Annotated in this window: 14 protein-coding genes; 10 read left to right on the top strand and 4 right to left on the bottom strand. The window is 44.8% G+C overall.

Translation table 11 applies throughout. The features are described from left to right. The first annotated feature begins 272 nt into the window (after positions 1–272). Both NOS7524_RS08120 and NOS7524_RS08115 read left to right on the top strand, forming a co-directional pair. Positions 273–2,597 (top strand): GMC family oxidoreductase N-terminal domain-containing protein, encoded by a 2,325-nt coding sequence (locus tag NOS7524_RS08120; protein ID WP_015138006.1) that lies wholly within the window; start codon positions 273–275, stop codon positions 2,595–2,597. A 12-nt stretch (positions 2,598–2,609) separates the two neighbouring features. Beyond that, positions 2,610–3,674 carry a DUF6765 family protein gene (locus NOS7524_RS08115; RefSeq protein WP_015138005.1) on the top strand — a complete coding sequence of 355 codons (1,065 nt, stop codon included), beginning with the start codon at positions 2,610–2,612 and terminating at the stop codon, positions 3,672–3,674. On the opposite strand, the gene NOS7524_RS29895 is transcribed toward NOS7524_RS08115, so the two are convergent. Beyond that, positions 3,675–3,839, bottom strand: coding sequence for a hypothetical protein (locus tag NOS7524_RS29895; RefSeq protein WP_171815358.1), 165 nt, complete (start codon positions 3,837–3,839; stop codon positions 3,675–3,677). On the opposite strand from NOS7524_RS29895, the gene NOS7524_RS08110 reads away from it, so the two are divergent. The 8 genes from NOS7524_RS08110 (at position 3,832) to NOS7524_RS08075 (ending at position 15,218) form a co-directional block, all read left to right on the top strand. Beyond that, positions 3,832–5,526 (top strand): alpha/beta fold hydrolase, encoded by a 1,695-nt coding sequence (locus NOS7524_RS08110; RefSeq protein WP_015138004.1) that lies wholly within the window; start codon positions 3,832–3,834, stop codon positions 5,524–5,526. The two genes, NOS7524_RS29895 and NOS7524_RS08110, sit on opposite strands and share 8 nt — an antisense overlap. A 75-nt stretch (positions 5,527–5,601) precedes the next feature. Then, entirely contained in the window at positions 5,602–7,047 is a 1,446-nt protein-coding gene (locus NOS7524_RS08105; RefSeq protein WP_015138003.1) for a hypothetical protein, read from the top strand. A 168-nt stretch (positions 7,048–7,215) separates the two neighbouring features. Continuing rightward, on the top strand, positions 7,216–8,799 hold the full coding sequence (locus NOS7524_RS08100) for a c-type cytochrome (protein ID WP_015138002.1): 1,584 nt from the start codon (positions 7,216–7,218) through the stop codon (positions 8,797–8,799). Positions 8,800–8,926: 127 nt separating this feature from the next. Next, a complete protein-coding gene (locus NOS7524_RS08095; protein WP_015138001.1) occupies positions 8,927–10,372 on the top strand; it encodes a cytochrome P450 in 1,446 nt (481 codons plus the stop codon). Positions 10,373–10,386: 14 nt separating this feature from the next. After that, the gene (locus NOS7524_RS08090) at positions 10,387–11,310 is read left to right on the top strand and encodes an alpha/beta hydrolase (protein WP_015138000.1); all 924 of its coding nucleotides are present in this window, start codon (positions 10,387–10,389) and stop codon (positions 11,308–11,310) included. A gap of 10 nt (positions 11,311–11,320) precedes the next feature. Further along, positions 11,321–12,151, top strand: coding sequence for an N-acyl homoserine lactonase family protein (locus NOS7524_RS08085; protein WP_015137999.1), 831 nt, complete (start codon positions 11,321–11,323; stop codon positions 12,149–12,151). A gap of 41 nt (positions 12,152–12,192) precedes the next feature. Further along, positions 12,193–14,403: a family 1 glycosylhydrolase gene (locus NOS7524_RS08080; RefSeq protein WP_015137998.1), complete on the top strand. Its 2,211-nt coding sequence runs from the start codon at positions 12,193–12,195 to the stop codon at positions 14,401–14,403. 584 nt (positions 14,404–14,987) lie between these two features. Further along, positions 14,988–15,218, top strand: coding sequence for a hypothetical protein (locus tag NOS7524_RS08075; protein WP_015137997.1), 231 nt, complete (start codon positions 14,988–14,990; stop codon positions 15,216–15,218). 154 nt (positions 15,219–15,372) lie between these two features. Here the strand turns inward: NOS7524_RS08075 and NOS7524_RS08070 are convergent, their stop codons facing one another. The 3 genes from NOS7524_RS08070 to NOS7524_RS08060 are packed head-to-tail and all read right to left on the bottom strand — an operon-like array spanning position 15,373 to position 20,267. Further along, positions 15,373–17,970 carry a CHAT domain-containing protein gene (locus NOS7524_RS08070; RefSeq protein ID WP_051039185.1) on the bottom strand — a complete coding sequence of 866 codons (2,598 nt, stop codon included), beginning with the start codon at positions 17,968–17,970 and terminating at the stop codon, positions 15,373–15,375. Further along, positions 17,945–19,102 (bottom strand): DUF1822 family protein, encoded by a 1,158-nt coding sequence (locus NOS7524_RS08065; RefSeq protein ID WP_015137995.1) that lies wholly within the window; start codon positions 19,100–19,102, stop codon positions 17,945–17,947. The genes NOS7524_RS08070 and NOS7524_RS08065 overlap by 26 nt, the downstream gene beginning before the upstream one ends. Positions 19,103–19,106: 4 nt before the next feature. Continuing rightward, the gene (locus NOS7524_RS08060; protein WP_015137994.1) at positions 19,107–20,267 is read right to left on the bottom strand and encodes a sigma-70 family RNA polymerase sigma factor; all 1,161 of its coding nucleotides are present in this window, start codon (positions 20,265–20,267) and stop codon (positions 19,107–19,109) included. Between the last annotated feature and the right edge of the window lie 95 nt (positions 20,268–20,362).

The following is a 20,362-nucleotide window of genomic DNA, read 5'->3' as shown; positions in this document are numbered from 1 at the left end:
ACGTAAAATTATTTACGAACTGGCATAAAACCCTAATTAACACTGATAAATCGATCAAGTCCACACAACCCAAATTGTAGGTTGATTTTTCCCTATTTATTATTACTAACCCCTCCTTAGATTTGCTGATTTTCAGGAATCATCTTGATGGGGATTGAAGAGCAACATTAGCATTGCGACAACATCCTGGCTAGTAAATCAGTTTTTGCCTTCGTCTTGAATCCAGATGAAGCCTATTTTGTTATGTCCATAATTATCAAGGATTAATACTAATGACTCGTTTATCAAGCCCAATTGAAAATTTAAAAAATCACTATACTGTTGTCATTGTGGGTTCTGGCTATGGTGGTAGTATTGCGGCTTCGCGCCTTGCACGGGCTGGGCAGCAAGTATGTATTTTAGAACGGGGCAAAGAATTTCAACCAGGAGAATACCCCAGTAACGAAGTCAAAGCCTTGGCAGAAATGCAAGTAGATTTACCCCATAAACACCTAGGTTCGCGTACAGGGTTATATGACTTTCATGTGAATCCAGATATTAACGTCTTCGTGGGTTGTGGATTGGGTGGTACATCCCTAGTTAATGCCAACGTATCATTACAAGCTGAACCCCGTGTGTTTGCAGATCAACGCTGGCCGAAAGCATTGCGTGATGATGTCGATACCTTATTAGCCCAAGGGTATCATCGGGCAGAGGAAATGCTCAAACCTACCCCATATCCCTCCAATTTTCCGGCTTTACCAAAACTAGAAGCTTTAGAAAAGTCTTCTGAATACTTGAATGAAAAGTTTTATCGTCCCCCCATCAATGTGACATTCCAAGATGGAGTGAATCATGTCGGTGTAGAACAAAAGCAATGTAATCTCTGCGGTGATTGCGTTTCAGGTTGCAACCATAAAGCCAAAAACACCGTGTTGATGAATTATCTACCGGATGCGAAAAACCACGGGGCTGAAATTTATACCCAGGTATCAGTCAAGCAAATTGAAAGACAAGGTGAACGCTGGCTAGTTCACTACCAAATCCTCAATGCTGGCAACGAAAAATTTAACGCCCCCACCATGTTTGTCAGTGCCGATATGGTGATTTTGGCGGCTGGTACACTAGGTAGCACAGAAATTTTACTTCGTTCTCAAGCCGCAGGTTTAGCCCTGTCCGACAAATTAGGGCATAACTTCACAGGTAATGGCGATGTCTTAGCCTTTGCTTATAACAACGAACAAGTAATTAACGGCGTTGGTTTTGGCGATCGCCCAGCCGATCAACGAGAACCTGTAGGGCCTTGTATCACAGGCATTATCGATATGCGCGAACAACCGCAACTAGATAACGGCCTAGTGATTGAAGAAGGGTCAATTCCCGGTGGACTAGCGCGGATATTACCCCAAACCTTTGCAGCTGCTGCCCGATTACTAGGTAAAGATACTGACCAAGGTTTAGGCGATCGCATCGGAGAAAAAATGCGCGAAGTCGAGAGTTTAACTCGTGGTGCTTACACCGGTGCAGTCCGTAATACCCAAACCTACCTAGTCATGACTCACGATGATGCAGCCGGACGGATGTATCTAGAAAATGACCGTCTCCGCATTCAATGGCAGGGAGTAGGCAGCCAACCTATTTTTCAACGAGTCAATAATCGCCTCACAGAAGCCACCCAACCCCTAGGCGGTACACAAATTCCCAACCCCATCTGGACTGATTTCTTTGGTCATGACCTAGTTACAGTCCATCCATTGGGCGGCTGCATCTTAGCCGAGGATGCCGAACAAGGTGTAGTCAACCATAAAGGACAAGTATTTGCCAGCAATCAAGGCACAAACGTCTACGAAAACCTCTATGTTGCCGATGGTTCAGTAATTCCCCGGACATTAGGAGTAAATCCACTACTAACCATCTCCGCCATAGCTGAACGTTGTTGCGCCCTAATTGCCCAAGACCGAGGCTGGACAATTAACTATGATTTGTCTACTGTGCCGAGCCTCCCCAAAACACCAGCCAAAGTGGGAATTCAATTCACAGAAACCATGCGTGGCTACTTTTCCCGCACAGTGCAAGACAACGACTACCAACGGGGCGCACAGCAAGGAAAACAAGAAAACTCACCACTAGACTTTACCATCACAGTCATCTCTGATGATTTGGATCATTTCCTCGATCACCCCGACCATCCTGCCAAAGTCATCGGTACAGTGAAAGCTCCCATGCTATCGGCAGAACCGCTTACAGTCAAAAACAGCGAATTCAACCTGTTTGTTGTGGATGAAAACCAATACAAAACACGACAAATGCTATATCGGTTAAATATGACCTCCCAAACAGGACAAACATATTATTTAAAAGGCTTTAAGCATATCCATGATGACCCAGGATTTGATGTTTGGTCTGATACCACCACCTTATTTATCACAATTCATGATGGGGACAGCGACAATCATCCCGTCTTAGGTCAAGGCATTCTCAAAATTCAGCCTTTAGATTTCATTAAACAAATAACTACCCTCAAAATTACCAACGCCTCTAGTGTCGGGGAACGCCTGCAAGCCGTAGACCGATTCAGCCGCTTTTTTGCTGGTGTATTGTCTGAAGTTTATATCTAACAAATATTTAATATGCAAATTGACTTTCATCACGGTGTTACCTACGTTGTCGCCCGACTCGCTGGATTTGAACATGACGCTGCTAGTATTATTGCTTACAGCGCACAATATGTAGATGATGCCACCAACGACGGCTTCATCCAGTTTGATAACGGAGCCATGTTCAGCCGGATGAGTTCCGCCCATAAAATGCTCGACTACCGGAACTTTGAGCAACTAGCCAATTACCGCGTTTGGATTCCGTTTCATTTTTTACCGGGAAATGGAGGATTACCCGCAGGGCAAGACCCACCAGGAAACTTTATCGAGAAGCTGATTTGTCGTCCCAACAGCTACGTAGCACAAGAAATGGTCAAGGAGGCCATAGACCGCCGTCATCTTCCCTATGCACTACATCGCCTAGGCATAACCATGCACGTATATGTTGATACTTGGGCGCACCAAGGTTTTGCGGGAGTCAATCATCGCGTCAACGATGCCAGAAACCTTATCGATGGAGATGGAAAACCCGATCGCAGCCTCATGGATAGACTCAAAAACTACTTCGTGAATGAAGCCTTACCCCTCGGACATGGTGCAGTTCTCAGCCATCCTGACAAACCCTTTTTACGTTGGGGTTACTTCAACGGCCGCGGCGAACAAATCACCAGAAATAACCCCAAAGACTTCTTAGAAGCTGCCAACCAAATGTGCAGAGCCTTGCAACGGTACATAGCAGGCAATCCAGAAGCCCAAGTTCCCGGACTACCAGAACCAGACAAAACCCTCATTGCCCTGCTGCTAGAGAACATCACAGACGATAACGGTCATGTGCGGCATCAAAAATGGCAATCTGCGATCGCAGACGGTAAATTCAGCTTTGGCCAAGCCGAAATTAACTACATTCCTAAAGGCAAAGGTTCATGGAAATTCCAGTCTCTCGGCACAGAAAAAGCCATAGACAGAGGCGACGAAAAATTTCTCTATCATCCCAGCTTTTTAACCAGTAATTGGAAACTATTTCACGACGCATTAGAAGCCCATCACTTCTACATCGTCCACGATTTATTACCCAAGTATGGGATCTGCGTTGCCTGATTATTTGTAGGGGAGCAGGGGAGCAGAGGAAGTAAATTCTTCCTTGTCTCCCCAGTCCCCAGTCCCCAATCCCCAGTCCCCAGTCCCCAGTCCCCAGTCCCCAATCCCCAATCCCCAATCCCCAATCCCCAAAACTTTTTCATCAGCGAGGTATCTAATGGTCACAACTACCACCAAAAAAGTAGGAATTCAGTTCACCGAAACCATGCGTGGCTATTTTTCCACTGCCGTTAAAAACGACGACTATCAAAAAGCAGCCCAGCAAGGAAAACAAGAAAATTCCCCCTTTGAATTCACCCTCACAGTCACTTCCGATGATTTAGACAAGATGCTTCAGGAAGAAGGACACTCAGCCAAAATGGTTGGCAGCGTCACTGCGCCTGCTTTAGCATCTGCACCCCTAAAAGTTACTGATGGCGAATTTAACTTATTTATTGTTGATCCCAACAGCGTCAACACACGCCGCATGGTCTACAACATGACCATGACTGCCCAAGATGGTAAAGTTTATTACTTAAATGGTTTCAAAGTCATACACAACGATCCTGGGTTTGACATCTGGTCAGACACCACCACACTTTACATCACTGTATATGACGGTGACAGCCTCAACAGCCCCATTTTTGGACAAGGCATTTTACATATTCAACCAGCAGACTTTCTGCGCCAGATGTCCACCTTGGAAGTTACGAACACCAGCAGCATTACACAAAAAATAGAAGCAACTGCACGCTTTGGTAAGTTCTTTGCTGGTGTCCTGTTTAACCTTTATGGTGGTATATTTGCCCCCTCAAAAATATTTAACCCCGATGCACCACCCCGCCAAAAACGTCCTTTGCGGATGTCTGCGCCCCAAGTGCATTTTTTCAACACTACAGATGGAGTGCAACTGCGACTGATTCGCTATCAAGGCGGGACAAAAGGGCCTGTGATGCTAGCACCCGGTTTTGGAACTTCCACCTTGGCATTTTCCATTGATACCGTAGAAACCAACCTACCAGAGTTCCTTTACGCTCATGGCTACGATGTTTGGCTATTTGATTATCGAGCCAGTGCCGATTTACCCTCAGCCAGCACTCAGTTTTCCGCCGATGAAATCGCTCTTTACGATTGGCCAGCAGCAGTTGAGCAAGTACGTACCATTACCGGAGCAGAAACAGTGCAGGTAGTAGGTCACTGCGTGGGTTCCATGTCCTTTTTTATGGCCATGCTAGCCGGACTGCAAGGCGTGCGTTCCGCCGTCTGTTCCCAACTCACCACCCATCCCAAATCCGCAACACTCAACGAAGTCAGAGCAGGTTTGCGCCTCGCTTCTTTTCTCACAGTGTTAGGGGTAGACACTCTTGACCCAGACTACGATACCAATGCCAATTGGCAAGATAAACTTTACGATGCGGCTTTAAGACTATATCCCACCAAAGAACCCTACAATAACCCAGTTGACCGCCGGATTTTGTTCATGTACGGCGAAGTTTACAAAATTGCCCAACTCAATGAAGCCACCCATGATGCAGTCCATGAAATATTCGGTCTTGCTAATTTAACCTTCTTCAGACACATATCCTTAATCATCCGAGAGGGTCACATTGTCAACAAAGATGGTAAAGATGTTTACCTGCCCCACCTGGAACGTCTAGCCATTCCCATCGCCTTAATTCACGGCGCAGATAACAACTTTTTCCTCCCTGAAGGTTCAGAAACCACTTACAAAGTCTTGTGTGAGAAAAACGGTAGCGACTTATACGTGCGTCATGTCATTCCCGGCTACGCACACATGGACTGCTTCATGGGCAAAAACGCCGCCAAAGACATCTTCCCCACCATCCTAACCGAATTAGAAAAGTTTAATTAGTCTCATAATCAACTCTCCGCGCCCCTTTGCGTTTTTCTCCATTCCCTCATCTCCAACCCCAAAAGGTAACTCAACATGGTCGCTGAACCTCTAACACCCGATACCAAACAACACCCCGGCTTAAAAGAACTATTTAACTACCCATTGATGAGCGCGATCGCAGAACGCCGCACCCGTCGATTAGCCCGTGGTGCTTCCATCTCAGCCGGAGAACTCAGCTATACCAGCCCCAATCAACCAGAACCTCTCAGCCCCCTAGAAGAAGCAATTTTAGTCGTATCCACAGGGATGACCGGCATCACCACCCACGATGGCCCCTTGGATAAACCAGAAGGCGGGAAAGAATTAGGTACACCCTTTCTCAATATCATTGCCCGTTCTGGTAGTAGTGCCGATAACTGCCAAGCCACATCCTTTTTCATGATCAACGATGAAGGGATTTGGCTAATCAGACGACTCAAAGGACGGGAAGCCTTAGCCGCCCTGGGGGATTTACCACCCAGATGGCAGGATTGGTCAGAAGAACACTGGCTGAAAGCGGCAGCGGCCGTCAAACATCGAATTAGCGATCGCCGTCTCGATTTCCCTAGAGACTATCCTTATTACTTAGGCTGGAACAAACAAATTTCTAACCTTCCTGGTACAACCCTATTTTTCCCAGTCGTGGACTGCACATGGCAATATATCAACGTCCTACTCATCCTCCTTTCCGAACCAGAAGGACAAAAACCTTTATTTATCGATGACTGGCAAAAATTCCGCCCCAGAACTTGGGCAGACTGGAAAGCTTGGATTGGAATGCACTTAGGTATCAGTCCCAAAATTCCTTATCAACCCATTGGTGGAATTGACCGCGCCCAAGGCGGCTTCGTCAATCCCAACAACACCGTCCCCTTGGGACTCGCCCACGTCATGCGTACTGACCATGAGTGTTTCTTTCTGTTACAAAACTTAATGCTCATCGGTCAGGCTATGGGTCTTGGCGGTTGGGTACATGGCGCAGTCTTCCAACCCTATATTCTGGAACGTAACCCCGCCAAAGAGTGGTACGGCTTAGGATTCCGTATGGAACCACCAACCCCCAAAAATAACATTTGGGCCCCACCACCTGCAACTCAACCCAACCCCGTTGGTATTGATGGCGTATTAGAGGGACTTTGCCCCCCCTACGTTAAGTCTATGGATGAAGCTGTTGATCGCGTGCTTGAGGCCAAATACGGCAACCAAGGAGCCTACGGCGACAAAGAAGTATTCGCCCGTTCCTATCAAAACCAATCCAGTGCCGAAGCCTTTCTCCGGAAAGCCGAACCCCACTCCAAAGAGACAATTCAGTACACCAAAGATATCTGTAACTATATCTACGAAACCTACGGGCGCTTCCCTGCCCATATCGATGCCTTCTTTGTTCCTGGCATCTGGCTGCAATTTAGCAACCTAGAGTTGGAATATTACCAAAAATATTACGATCCCGCTTTATTCAGTCGCCAAGCTCAACATGATGAGCTTTGGGGCAAGCAGTAAGAAGCAGGGGAGTAGAGGAGCAGAGGGGCAGAGGGGCAGGGGAGGCAGGGGAGGCAGGGGAAGCAGGGGAAGCAGGGGGAGAGAAATCCCATGCCCTATGACCAATCCCCAATACCCAATACCCAATCCCCAATCCCCACCAATAAATTTAATTTTGTCTAAACACTAATGTTTAAAGAGTTTAAAGGAATTAAGATTGCTGCTATCTCCCTTGTATCGATATTGCTAGTGGGGTTTCTCGGATTTTTATACCTAGAATCAACTTGGGCTAAACCCGTATTTCGGACACCCCAAGACGCATTTATCCACGGCACTATCGGTACTGAGTTAGCACCTTTACCAGTTTTTCAAGTGTTGCCAGATTTATTCCCTGACCAATTTCAGCCCGCAGGGGAAGCAGCTGGGGATTGGACACAGCAATTTGGATTTATCAAAAGTAAGCCGGGAGAAAACGAAGGCTTACCCGTAGGTTTTAGTATTTCCAACTATCAACCTCAATCGGGAAAGCCCTCCCCTGTCAGATTTGTTGGTTTTAGCTGTGCATTGTGTCATACATCGAAAATTAGAAGAACTCCTGAAGACCAGGGCGTAATTGTCACAGGTATGGGGAGTACAACATTAGACTTGTTTGCTTGGGTAGACGCATTTAAAACCGCCATTTTGGATGAAAAACGCCTTACCCTAGAAAACATCGCTCAAGCCTATGAAGCCAAGTTCCAAAAACCTCTAGGCATTATCGATAAAACCGTCATTAGTTTTTGGTTATCAACTGCACGAAGTCAAGTCACAGCCACACTACCTAAATGGGATGCTCCTTATAGTGGTAAAGACTTACGAAACTCCGAGTTAGAACCCATTGGCCCGGCTCGTACCCAACCTTTTAAAGAGTTGGTACACTTTACGATGGATCGCCCTGGTGCTTCTGATAAGTCTTATTCCAAGTTGCCATCATTGTACGAACAGAAAAATCGTGAGTGGGCGCAATATGACGGTAGCATTAAAGACCGCCTCAGCCGCAGCGTTTTAGCAGCTGTCGCAGCCGGAGCTACCCCAGATAACCTATTAGTACCGGAAATTTCCCATAACGTTACCCAAGCCATTGAATACACCCTGGACTTGCAAGGGCCGAAATATGCTGAAGTCTTTCCCGAACAGGCTGCAAAAATTGACCCCCAGAAAGTAGAACGTGGTCGTGCTGTCTATCAACAAAATTGCGCTACTTGTCATGGATATCGCAATCAAGAAGATAACAGTTGGATTCCTGGCGAACTCCAAGGGCAGGTTGTACCCATCGCCGCCATTAAAACCGACCCCGAACGCTTGAAATATCGCTATTACGATGAACTCCCAGATGCAGTAGTGAATTACTTTCCTGAAGGTCATCCTTTCCGACCCAAACGGGAAAACATCAGACCAGGCCCAGCCGGAGATACCAAAGGTTATATTAATGCTCCCTTGGAATCAGTATTTGCCCGCGCTCCCTACTTGCACAATGGCAGCGTCTTGACCTTAGCAGAACTAATTAATCTCAAACCCCGGCGCAACATTGTTTATCGCGGAGACAATGTTTACGACCCAGTAAACGTGGGCTTGGCATCACCAGACGCACCCGATGACCAACACTACTTTAAATTAGACACCAGCGTTAAAGGCAACTCCAACCAAGGACATGACTACCCCTGGCCTTATCACGGAACAGGTTGGGACAAAGCAGCACTAGAAGATTTATTAGAGTATCTCAAGACTCTTTAAAATCTTTGCTAGCAACACACACCTTGGGAGACGCGATTAATCGCGTCTCTACAAGAGATATCAATCATTGCAAAATTTTTTAGCGGTATTCTTTGCTCCTTTGCGCCTTTGCGCGAACTTTCCTCTTATGTTCATTTTCTTAGAAATTAATTTAATACAACCAGATAAATTGGCTGAAAGTTTAGGTCTTGTTGCTGTTTTGTCCATAGTAGCCTTACTCATGCGATCGCACTACTTCCCCAAAGGCAGCAACCCAAACCTACCCCCAGGCTCCTATGGTCTTCCCCTCATCGGTGAAACCATTCCCCTAGCCCTAGATATCCATAGCTTTTACCGCGAACGCGTGCAGAAGTATGGCCCCATCTTCAAAACCCACCTCTTCGGTAAACCCGTCATCATCTTTAACGGCCCAGAAGCTTTTACCTTCTTTCTCAACCAAGAATATTTCACCCGTGCCAATGCTAGCCCCAAACCCATACAAGAACTATTAGCCTGGGATGCCTTACCCTTATTAGATGGTGATGAACACCGGCGACGCAAACGGATCATTCTCCAAGCTTTTACACCCCAAGCCTTTGATCAATACATCCCCCTGATTGAACAAACAGCTAATTACTACCTCCCCCGTTGGGAAAAGTTAGGTAGTTTTGTCTGGTTAACTGAATACCGCAAATTCAGCGCCTCTTTAACCAATGCCTTATTTATTGGCACAGCGCCAGGGGCAAGCAGTGAGGCTGTAGGCGAAATCACCGACACCTTTATCAAAGGTTTCTCTGCCATACCCATTAACTTAGGTTTTAATGCCTATGGCAAAGCACTAAAAAACCGGGATTGGTTACTTAATTATATTGACCAAGCAATTGAGCAACATCGTCAGCAACCCCGTAAGGATTTGCTGGGTTTGGTATTAACATCTCGCGGTGAGGATGGTAGTACCCTCACAGATGACCAACTCCGCCGGGAGGTGATGCACCTATTTTTTGCGGCTTATTCCGGTTTTTACGTAGCCCTGACACTGCTGTCTCTCACCCTAGCCAAATATCCAGAGATGACCGCACGCGCTAGAAAAGAGGTGAATCAATATGTGCCTGATGGGGCGCTGGATATGGCCAAGTTGCAAAAGCTGGTGTATCTAGAACAAATCACCAAAGAAATCCGCCGCTTCTACCCCATTAACGCCGCAACCTTTTTTGGTCAGGTAAAACAAGACTGTGAGTTTCATAACTTCCGTATTCCCAAAGGTTGGGGTGCTGTTGCCGGAATTCATACCACTATGCAAATGCCCCAAGTGTTTGCTGAACCACAGACTTTTAAACCCTGTCGCTTTGCCCCAGAAAATTTTGCGACTTTACCAGAAAATAGCTACGTTCCCCAAGGGGGTGGCCCGCGAGATGGTCATCGTTGCGCTGGTGAAGATTTAGTGACTGTGCTGTTACAAGTGATGGGGGTATATTTGCTACGTCGATATACCTGGGAACTACCACCACAGAATTTGGAATTTAACCAAGATTTATTTCCCACTCCAAAAGATGGCTTAAAGGTCAAGTTTGGGATTCATCAACAGGCAGTTTAGAGGAAAAGATCACCGTGAACATAATAATTGGGCTGATTGTGATGATTGTACTGGGGGCTGTGTTGGCGATCGCTAATTCGGCCCGGTTAGTGATTGCACCCAAACGGCAGCGACTTTGGACTAACCCCAAGCAAGCATTAGGTTTGGGTTATGAAGATGTGGAGTTTCCTGCCCAAGATGGTATCCGTCTCAAAGGTTGGTTCATCCCTGCGACTCACACCCCAACGGCAACTGCGATTATTTTACATGGTTGGCCTTGGAACCGCATTGGCACTCAAGCCAACGACCCCATCGGAGATTTACCCGGCAGTAAAGCCATTAATATTTTTCCTTTGACTAAAGCCTTACATGACCAAAACTATAACGTCCTGATGTTTGACCTCAGCAATTTTGGTGAAAGTGAAGCAAGAATTCCTGTCACCTATGGCGTATTAGAAAAGCGTGATTTGTTGGGAGCCATCCGCTACGTTAAAAGTCGCTCTGATGTAGACCCCAAGAGCATCGTCACCGTTGGCTTTTCTATGGGAGGCAACACCGTCATCTATACCCTGCCCGAAACCACAGATATCAAAGCTGCGGTGACTGTACAGCCTAACACTTCCTCCGTATTTGGGGAACGCTACCGCGCTGATCGATTTGGGATGTTAGGTAAATTAATTAACATCCCCGTGGAAATGCTCTATCGTTTAGCAGGCGCTCCCAAAACTGCCTACCTCCAGCCTGTTTATGCTGCTGCCGCTATCCGCAATACTCCTGTATTTTATGTACAAGGAACTGGTGATCAGTGGGGTAGTGTTGCCGATGTAGCTAGTATGGTAGCAGTTACACCCAATGCCGTAGAACCTCTTTATCCAGAAACAGACCACCGTTTTGGTGCTTATCAATACGTAGTAGATCACCCAGACACGGTACTAAATTTTTTCAAGCAGTATCTCTAAATGAGGGAAAATGCGGATTCACGCCATTCAAAGTGGACTGGTAAGTATCAAAACCTGTCAATGTTACAGCAAAGGTCACGGTGCCATGCGTCTAGTCAATACCATCCTTGACCGCAATTGGACTGCACCTTTACCGATTTATAGCTGGGCAATTGAACATCCAGAAGGAATTATCTTAATTGATACAGGTGAAACAGCACGCACTTTAGAACCGGGTTACTTTCCTTGGTGGAATCCTTATTTTCAATTCAGCATTAAACCATGTTTGCAACCAGAAGATGAGGTGAATTCTCGGTTGCGTGCTGTGGGGATTGCACCAGAAGATGTCAGGTGGGTGATTCTAACCCATATGCACACAGACCATATCGGCGGTCTACACCATTTTCCTAATGCTGAAATTATCATTTCTCGCCGAGAGTATGAGTTGACTGGTGGTTGGGGAGGACAGCTAAGAGGCTATTTAACTCAGCGTTGGCCTGATTGGCTTGACCCTTGCTTAATCGAGTATGAGCCAAAACCGATTGGGCCTTTTGCCGAAAGTTTCACGCTGACAAAGGCTGGAGATGTTTGCTTAATTCCCACAGCAGGGCATACTGGGGGGCATTTATCAGTTCTGGTGCAATTGGATGGACTATCCTTATTTTTTGCTGGAGATGCTTCTTATACACAGCAACTCTTGTTAGATCAGATTGTGGATGGTGTGGCTCAAGATGAAGCCAAATCTCGCCAAACACTACAGTTAATTTTGCAGTACGTACAAGAATTTCCTACGGTTTATCTTCCCAGTCATGACCCGGACGCAGCTTTGCGGTTAGCGGAACGCAGTATCGTTTCTGTGTAGTTATTGGCACTTTTACTATCACTACTTTAGGAGTTATATTCATGTCCAAACTGAGCAAACTAGCACCTTTACCAGAATCATTCATGTTTGGTGTGGCGACAGCTGACCACCAATGCGAAGCTTATGATGAGCGTTATGAAGATATTCGGGATGTGTGGGAACGCCGGCGTGGTCTAACTGTTCGCGATCGCGCTACGGATTTTTGGCATCGCTACCCTGAAGATATTGCTTTGGCTAAGTCTCTCGGTTGTAAGATGTTCCGCTTTTCTATTGCTTGGTCGCGGGTAGAACCTCAACCTGGTCAGTTTAGTGAAGAAGCCTTTGAGCATTATCGCCAAGTGATTGAAACTATCCGATCGCATGGAATGGAACCAATGGTAACTCTCCATCATTTCACCCATCCCATCCATGTGGAAGCTAGAGGCGGTTTAATTGCTCCCGACTTCCCAGTGATGTTTGCTAAGTATGCGACGGAAGTAGCGAAACGTTTGGGTGATTTGTCCCGCTATTGGATTACGTTTAATGAACCTAGTCAACTGATTTACGGCTATGTTAAACCTTGGTGGGAAAGAGCTTATTTTATGCCCCCCGGTTTGGAACGAGGCGCAAGCATGGCGGATCAGATGAGTGCGATCGCTAAGTTGATGAATAATTTATTTGTCGCCCACACTAGAGCTAGAAATATTATTAAAGAGGTGAATCCAGAGGCGCAGGTGGGTGCTAATCCGATGTTATTAGGTTTACCTTTATGGTTGCAAAAAATCGTAGACCGCAATGTGACTAATCTGCGTCGTCCCGAAGATTTGATTGCCCAAGGACAACGATTTACCGAGCGTGGTTTACTAGAAAAGGGCAAAGTTGATGTAGTTATTGCTACTTTAACTGTCACCCAAGAGCGACACCAAGAAGTAGCTTTTTCTGAAGCTTATTATCAGGCCGGTCAATATCTCTTGGTGAAAGCTAAAAGTGCTATTCAACAACCCGAAGATGTGGCGCAGGTGGCTGTAGTTAAAAGTTCTACTGCGGAATCTACAGTTAGTCAACTACCTAAAGCTGCGGTGAAGGTAGTCGCAGAATATGATGATGCCTTGCAAATGTTGGATTACGAACAGGTGAACGCCATCTTAGCGGATGATACTATCCTGTTGGGCATCATGAAGCAGCATCCAGACCAGTATCGGCTAGTAGGTAGAAATGGGGAAGGGTTAACAGAGGAAAATTATGGGGCGGCGGTAGTTAAAGGCGATCGCGCTTTACTCAATGCTATAGATGTAGCGGTGCGACAGTTTAAAGATTCTGGTGCTTGGCAAGCCAGCTACAGTCATCACTTCCCCAATCAACCCATTCCTGAACCTCCCAAAATCGGCAGACGTTCAACTTTGGCTGACATCACCAAAGGCTCCTCGGCTAGTTTTGAGTTACCTTTAGCCCAACCAGGGACACCACTACGCCGCATCCAAGACAGGGGTTATTTGATTGTGGCAGTTAAAGACAATGTACCTGGATTTGGCTACCGTGACCCGAAAACTGGGGAATTTAGCGGCTTAGAAATCGATTTAGCCCGTTTTATCGCCAAGCTAATTTTCGGAGATCCCGATAAAATTAAGTTTCAAGCCGTTTCGACTCAAGAACGATTGCCGATATTGCGATCGCTCACACAAATTTTTGACCCAGTTTTAAAGATTTATAGCGCCCTCTCTACCTCTTTGACAAGTAACTGGTGGCATTTGGGTATGGCTGGGAAGTTACCGACATTCCTCTGTCCAGAAGAGTGCGTAGATCAGCAGGATTTTGTTGGATTTGATTACTATTGGGGAATTAGTAATTTACGCATCAACCGCGTCCAACAGTTAATGGAAGCGGGTTTTGGGCGTTTTAGTAATGCGCCAGTGTGGTCTGAGGTACTTTACGATATGCTCAAGTTCCACGCCCAACTATTCCCAGGTAAGGAAATTATGATTGTTGAGAATGGCTGCGTTGATATGGCAGATAAAGCCACACAAGGTGTCAAGCGAGAAGATTACCTGCGTCGCCATATCCGAGAAGTACAGCGTGCGCGCCAGGATGGTGTGAATGTGGTGGGTTATGTTTGTTGGTGTATCACCTCGAACCGCGAATGGGGTTTGAAGTTTGGCCCCGATAGCGATTTTGGTGTATATCACATTGACTTAGATCATGACCCAGAATTAAAGCGCAAGCCAACAATAGCCACCGAAGTTTACCGCGACATCATTACACGAGGTGGGGTGTAAGGGACTTCCAACTAAAAAAATATCCAATCGCTTTGGTGAGCAGGGGAAGCAGGGGAAGCAGGGGAAGTAGGGGAAGCAGGGGAAGCAGGGGAGCAGGGGAGCAGAGGAGACAAGGTAGAAGTTTTACCCAATCCCCAATCCCCAGTCCCCAATCCCCAATCCCCAGTCCCCAGTCCCCAATCCCCAATCCCCCTATAACTAACGACGGATGTAAAAGCTGACTAAATCACTCAGGATAAAGCCAAACCTGGCAACAATTTTTCTAGAACACCAATTCAGTATTCCTAGAAGAACCCCTCCCCCAGCCCCTCCCCTGCAAGGAGAGGGGAGTTTTGCTCCCCCTTCCCTAGTAGGGAAGGGGGTTGGGGGGTTAGGTTTTCCATTACTGAATCGATGCTCTAATAGGTAACATCTTGTGTATACCTAAAATGTACCCTTTGCAGGCGTTTGAGTAAGAATTTTCGATTTGGTAATTTACTTTGGGATACGTTAGCCCCACTGCCAGTCAGTAAGGGCTTTCATTGCTAAGGCTTTGATTGAATCAACACTCTAGCTTTTCAGGGTTAATTCTCATAGGAGGATTTATGAGCAGAAAAGTCTGTTTTTTAGCTTCAGCTTTTGGACTGAGTATCCTTGTAGGAGCCTGTGCGCCTGCTACTGAAACCCCAACAACTGCACCACCAGTCACAACGCCAGCGCCTATCACCCCAGAAGTGGTTCCACCAGCCACAACGCCAGCACCTACCACCCCAGAAGCTGTTCCACCAGCCACAACGCCAGAAGCTACACCTCCACAGACTCCAACTACCCCTTAAAAAAAGTGGGGAGTAGGGAATAGCTAGGGGCGGGTTTCAGCAGTAAATTTGTGGATAGACGGAATTCTTAATCAACCCGCCCATATAGGAGTAGAGAGTGGGATCTATTCCTTTTTCCGATTTAGTGGCAATTTCTCTGTCAGCTGCTTAATCTCTAAAACCAATTACCAACTAATACATAAGCAGCCCAGTAACCGGGGCGATTATAATTAGGATACTTTGTTAATAATTTGACTTGAGCGCGACGTAAGGCTTCTGCTTTAGTCACTTTACTATTGACTAATTCATTGTAAAATTCACCAATCAAGACGGCAGTGGATTGATCGTTGATGTGCCACAGTGAGGCAACTGTGCTACGTGCGCCTGCTTTGATGGCTGTGCCTGCCAACCCTAATGTTGCACGGTTGTCACCTGTGGCAGTTTGACAAGCACTCAAAACTAATAATTCTAAGATTTGCGTATTAGTTTCACTCTGAGAGCGGAGTAATTTATCGAATTCTAAAACATTGATAGAACCATCATTGGCTAAAATGAAAGTATCTTCCGAACGAGAGCTAAATTGTCCGTGAGTTGCCAAATGTAAGACATTAAAAGGAAGAGTATTAACGTTTTTTCCTAGAGTGCTACTGGTAAAGTCTTGATCTAGTAGTTTTTTGGTAGATGCTCCTGTTTGAGCAATGAGGTCAAATTCTAACTTGATTCCTGGTAAGGGTGGGAATGTGGGAAACTCTGGCGGTGGTTGCACTAAACCCGCAGCTAGTATACTCACAGGTTTTTGAGTCAGAGGTTTGGGAGCTAATAGCTGAAGCCCTAAACTCAAAGCAATGGCGTATTTCTCTACTAAATATTTCTCGCCGTCGTAAAGCGCAGCTAGGGGTATATTTCTTAATGCCCCATCTAGTACGAATACCAGGGTATTAACTTGACTTGTGGCTAAATCAGATGCCATAGGTTTAATTAACCAGTTATAGACTTCTTGGGAAAGGGTTTGTACTTCCTCAGTTCTATCCGGTTCTAAAATGTATTCCCGCAGTTCTGCCAAGGTGCGTTCCACTTCAACCTGGGATTTGTTAACTGTATAATGGCGCAGTGGTTGCTGAGGAATTTTAACAATTACTTGGAGTTGTTCTGGCAGAATAATGGGATAGAGTATGGCAGTGTTGGGATTGTCTTTGTCTACTACTTGATCTAAAAGTACCCTCTGCCCTTGTAAACAAGCTTCTCTAAAAAAGTTATCGAGTTCTGCTAACTGTAGTGCCTCTATGCGTGTTCTCGCTTTATCTAAGGTTTGAATATCGGGTTTTTTGCCAGAATTTTGCAGCAATAAAGCTACTGACTCACGATAAACTGGTTCTACATTGTCGCGGAAATTAAACTGGATATCCTGATTGACTGCTACTAAGTCAGTACGCAGCGACTCCAATGTTTCTACGGCTGCATCATAGGCTGCGATCGCTCCTGTAAAATTACCTTGGGCTTTGAATAATCTACCCATCTGCCATTGCCACAAATAAGTAATTTCCGGTGCGTTGCTACTTTGCGCCAATATTAAAGCCTGTTGTGTCAGGTTAATCGCTTCAGCAAATTGTTGTGTTTTTTCATACAAGTTACCCAGATTACCCAAAGCATAGGCTTCGGCGCGGATATCGTTTAAACTCCGCGCTGCTTGTACACCCGTAGCCAGTAGTTGAGCAATTTGGGATTTGGGGGTGTTTAAACCACCCAAACTGTGAGCCAAGTTAATGTGGGCGTAAATCGATGGGCGAGAGGGTGGAAGTTGTATAAGTAGAGATTGAATTTCTGGAATTAAGGTTTGTGCTGCTGCAAATTTTTTTTCTGTAATTAATAAATTGAGATGATTGAGTCGTGCTTTAACTTTTGTGATGGGTAAAGATGAGGTGTCAAATGTTTGTTGATAAAATGCAACTGCCTGGGAATTTTTTTGTTGAATCCGCGCATTATTACCTAAACTTAACAGACTTAAAGCAATATTTTCTGAAGATTTAAGCCTTTGATGAATTGCTAAACTTTGTTCTAAAGCTAAGCGAGATTTTTCTAATTCTCCTACATTTTCTAATGTATCTCCAAGGGATAGTAAAACTGCTGCCTTCGCCAAAGAATCACCTTGAGATTTTAGAGTTTGATTTACCTGTTCTAGTTTCTCAATAGCTTGCTTATTAAAACCTTGATTACGTAATGCTTGAGCTTGATAAAGTAGTGCCAAAGCAATACTGTTTTTGTTTCCTATCTTGGTGTAAATATCTTCAGTCTGTTTCCAAGTCGTCAGAGCTAATTCTGGCTTACCTGTTAAAAGTTGTAAGCGTCCTTGAATATCTAGAGTTTGAGCTAAAATTGCTAAATTTTTATTATTAAATTCTTGTAAATCTAAGCTATTGGTAATAGCTAATTGAGCTTGTTGCCAATTACCAATTTGTTGATAAGCCAGCGATAGATTACCCAAGGCTACAGCTTGTTTTAAAGTATCTCCCTGTTGTTGATACTCTTGGACTGCTTGCTGTAAAATCTGCACAGCTTCAGCAAATCTACCACTTTCATATAATGTTTGGCTTTCGACAATTTTAGATTGTGAATCTTGATTAATAATTGTCTTTTGAGAAATATTTGCGAAGGCTGGAGTCACTAAAACACATATAAATATAGTTAGCACAGCCAGCAAACAAAAATTAATAATTTTCTTCTTCACCACTCCCCAATCCCCCCTGCAACTAAAAACGTAAAATTTCGCGCTCATATTCTGCTGGTAAAGGTGTGACTTCCCAAACTAAACCTTCACCGGGTTCTAACATCACTTCTACATACAATTGTTCTACAGGCGTTGTGGCTGCATCTTCATTATTAGGAAATGCTTGTAAATCTTCCGTAAGCAGCCTGAGTTGAAACCCCGTAGGAATTAGATTGTCAGGAGTGGAATTAAGTAATTCAAACCGCCAAATTTTTTCGTCTGGATTGCCTTTAGGGAAAAATCGTAACTCATAAGTAATACCAGATACCAAAATTTGTCGAGATAAGCCGACAATAGGAGTTTGGCTTTCTAAACTCCTCATCCCTGAAGAGACAGCAAAAAACTGTCGCCGTTCCCAGCCTAGTTGTTGAGCAAAATTCGATACCCCTTCTTGAAGCCATTGCCCAATTGATACTGGTTGCACAATTCCTTGGCGCAATTCATACAAACGTTGTCGCCAACCACCATGTGCGATTAACGCTCCCCAAAGAGGAAAGGGAACTTCTAAGCGGGGAAATTTGATATCTGCGTTACTTAATCTTTGCAGTAAATTGTCTGCTTGGGTTTGGGGTAAAGGTGGTATGGGAGCAACCGACGCACGGGTGATTTCTTCCGGAGACAATTGACGAGTTACCCATAGCACATTCAAATCTGCGATGAGCTGATCAGATTCTAAACTGTAAGTGCGATCGCCTGGATCATAAACTCCTAAAGTTTTCAGTTGTTGATGCGTTGTGTAACCAAAAACTCGCATCCAGCCTTCATCTGTATTTATCTGCACCGCTAAGTAATAATCAGCCACCCATTCCGGAATATCCACCCATTCTTGAGGTACACGTAACTCATCTACATCCATTGCTAAGGTAGGAATCAGAACCAAGCGGGAGTTATCACAACTCATAGCTGTACCGTTGACTACTTCCCAAAAACTGGGCAGAGCAGCTGTGTTGGGATGCACTCTAGCATTGGGTGTAACTTCCCCTTGTAACCAATCTAAAAATGTAGTTAAACAAATGTGATTAAGCCAAGCACGCTGACAACCACCAGACGTAGAATATTTACGTTCTAGATTTGGTGATGTCGGAATCAATTCTAAAACCAAGTCATTATCAACAGCGAAACCCACAGCATGATCAAACATAATCTCAAGAAGTTCTATAGTAATTGTTAAGCCATTCTTCTAGACTTTTGCTTACCGCATCCACTACGACAGGCGTAGGGGAGATATGCAAACTATCAATGCTCCACTGCGTTAGGGTAGTGAGTAATGAGCGTTTAATGCTGCTCAAACGGCGAGAAACTGTATATTGCTTAATTTCTAACTGTTGGGCGATTTGTTGTTGAGTCAGCTGTTGCTGATAATAAGCTTGGAGTAATTTCTGCGACTGCGTATCCAACGCCGCTAAAGCATCCGTCAACACTTGGTTTAATTGTGCTTGTTGTGTTTGTCTAGCTGTAGCTTCCTCTTGGGCAATAATTTCTGTCAGTAATGATGCAGGTAAATCTGCGGGTAATGTATCTAATAGATTACCTGATTCTTGCCCAAGAATAGGAGCATCTACAGACACAAATTTGGGGTAAAGAAAATCTCGTACAGCTTTAGCGGAGGTACTCAGCCATTTTTCTAAAATGTCTGGAGTCAGTTGACTCAAGCTTTGTCTATTATAAAGCTGAGTAATTGCTTGCCATGTGGCAATATCCGGTTTTACCAATTGACGAACAGTTTTACTATCACTGGTGTAGAGTTCCTTAAAACATTCCCAAGCTAAGACATAATTATTGATAATTTGACTATTACAACCAGCGTTTTCTAAAGCATTTACCAACCGCTTGCGACTAATTTTATGCAGTAAAGCCCAGTCAGTGCAGATATCTGCTTCCTTTCCCAAACGTAATGAGTCTTTGAGGAAACGCTCAAAAGCGTATTCAGCATAGCTTTTTAAATTTGTGCTGTATTCAGGATTAAAGTTTTTAAGAATTTTATAAATGCAGGAAATAGCAATCTGAAAGCAATCTGCAACAGAAAATTGACTCGTAAAATTTACAGCTATTTTTCTCGCAACCCAGTAGCATACCTCTTGCAAATAAGCGGAAATATGTCCTACTGCTAAAGGGCTGGATTCTATTTGCCAAATTTTGTACCAGTAAAGCACCCAGAAATGATCAGATATTTGTTGCGGGTATTGTTCTACGCATTTTTTGATACTTCGGTTTAGTTTGCTATCTGTCACCCAAACACTGAACCTATCTGCATCAAACTGCACAAAGGTAGAGAAGGTTTCAAGAATACCCTGTCGGGGTTGCATAAAATTTTGTGAGTATAGAAAATTAAGAGCTTACGAGTTTCTACCTAATTGTAATACACAGCATTCCAGGTATTGTCCACATTTTTACCAAAAAT

The organism is Nostoc sp. PCC 7524, from assembly GCF_000316645.1.
Lineage (GTDB): Bacteria > Cyanobacteriota > Cyanobacteriia > Cyanobacteriales > Nostocaceae > Trichormus.
Note: the sequence above shows the minus strand (reverse complement) of the source record. Positions and strands in the feature narration are given on the sequence as shown.

Coding starts and splice junctions, on each gene's coding strand:
- NOS7524_RS08080 (WP_015137998.1), top strand. CDS start 12,193: ATGTCCAAACTGAGCAAACTAGCACCTTTACCAGAATCATTCATGTTT.
- NOS7524_RS08085 (WP_015137999.1), top strand. CDS start 11,321: ATGCGGATTCACGCCATTCAAAGTGGACTGGTAAGTATCAAAACCTGT.
- NOS7524_RS08095 (WP_015138001.1), top strand. CDS start 8,927: ATGTTCATTTTCTTAGAAATTAATTTAATACAACCAGATAAATTGGCT.
- NOS7524_RS08060 (WP_015137994.1), bottom strand. CDS start 20,267: ATGCAACCCCGACAGGGTATTCTTGAAACCTTCTCTACCTTTGTGCAG.
- NOS7524_RS08065 (WP_015137995.1), bottom strand. CDS start 19,102: ATGTTTGATCATGCTGTGGGTTTCGCTGTTGATAATGACTTGGTTTTA.
- NOS7524_RS08120 (WP_015138006.1), top strand. CDS start 273: ATGACTCGTTTATCAAGCCCAATTGAAAATTTAAAAAATCACTATACT.
- NOS7524_RS08105 (WP_015138003.1), top strand. CDS start 5,602: ATGGTCGCTGAACCTCTAACACCCGATACCAAACAACACCCCGGCTTA.
- NOS7524_RS08100 (WP_015138002.1), top strand. CDS start 7,216: ATGTTTAAAGAGTTTAAAGGAATTAAGATTGCTGCTATCTCCCTTGTA.
- NOS7524_RS08075 (WP_015137997.1), top strand. CDS start 14,988: ATGAGCAGAAAAGTCTGTTTTTTAGCTTCAGCTTTTGGACTGAGTATC.
- NOS7524_RS08070 (WP_051039185.1), bottom strand. CDS start 17,970: ATGAGCGCGAAATTTTACGTTTTTAGTTGCAGGGGGGATTGGGGAGTG.
- NOS7524_RS08110 (WP_015138004.1), top strand. CDS start 3,832: ATGGTCACAACTACCACCAAAAAAGTAGGAATTCAGTTCACCGAAACC.
- NOS7524_RS08115 (WP_015138005.1), top strand. CDS start 2,610: ATGCAAATTGACTTTCATCACGGTGTTACCTACGTTGTCGCCCGACTC.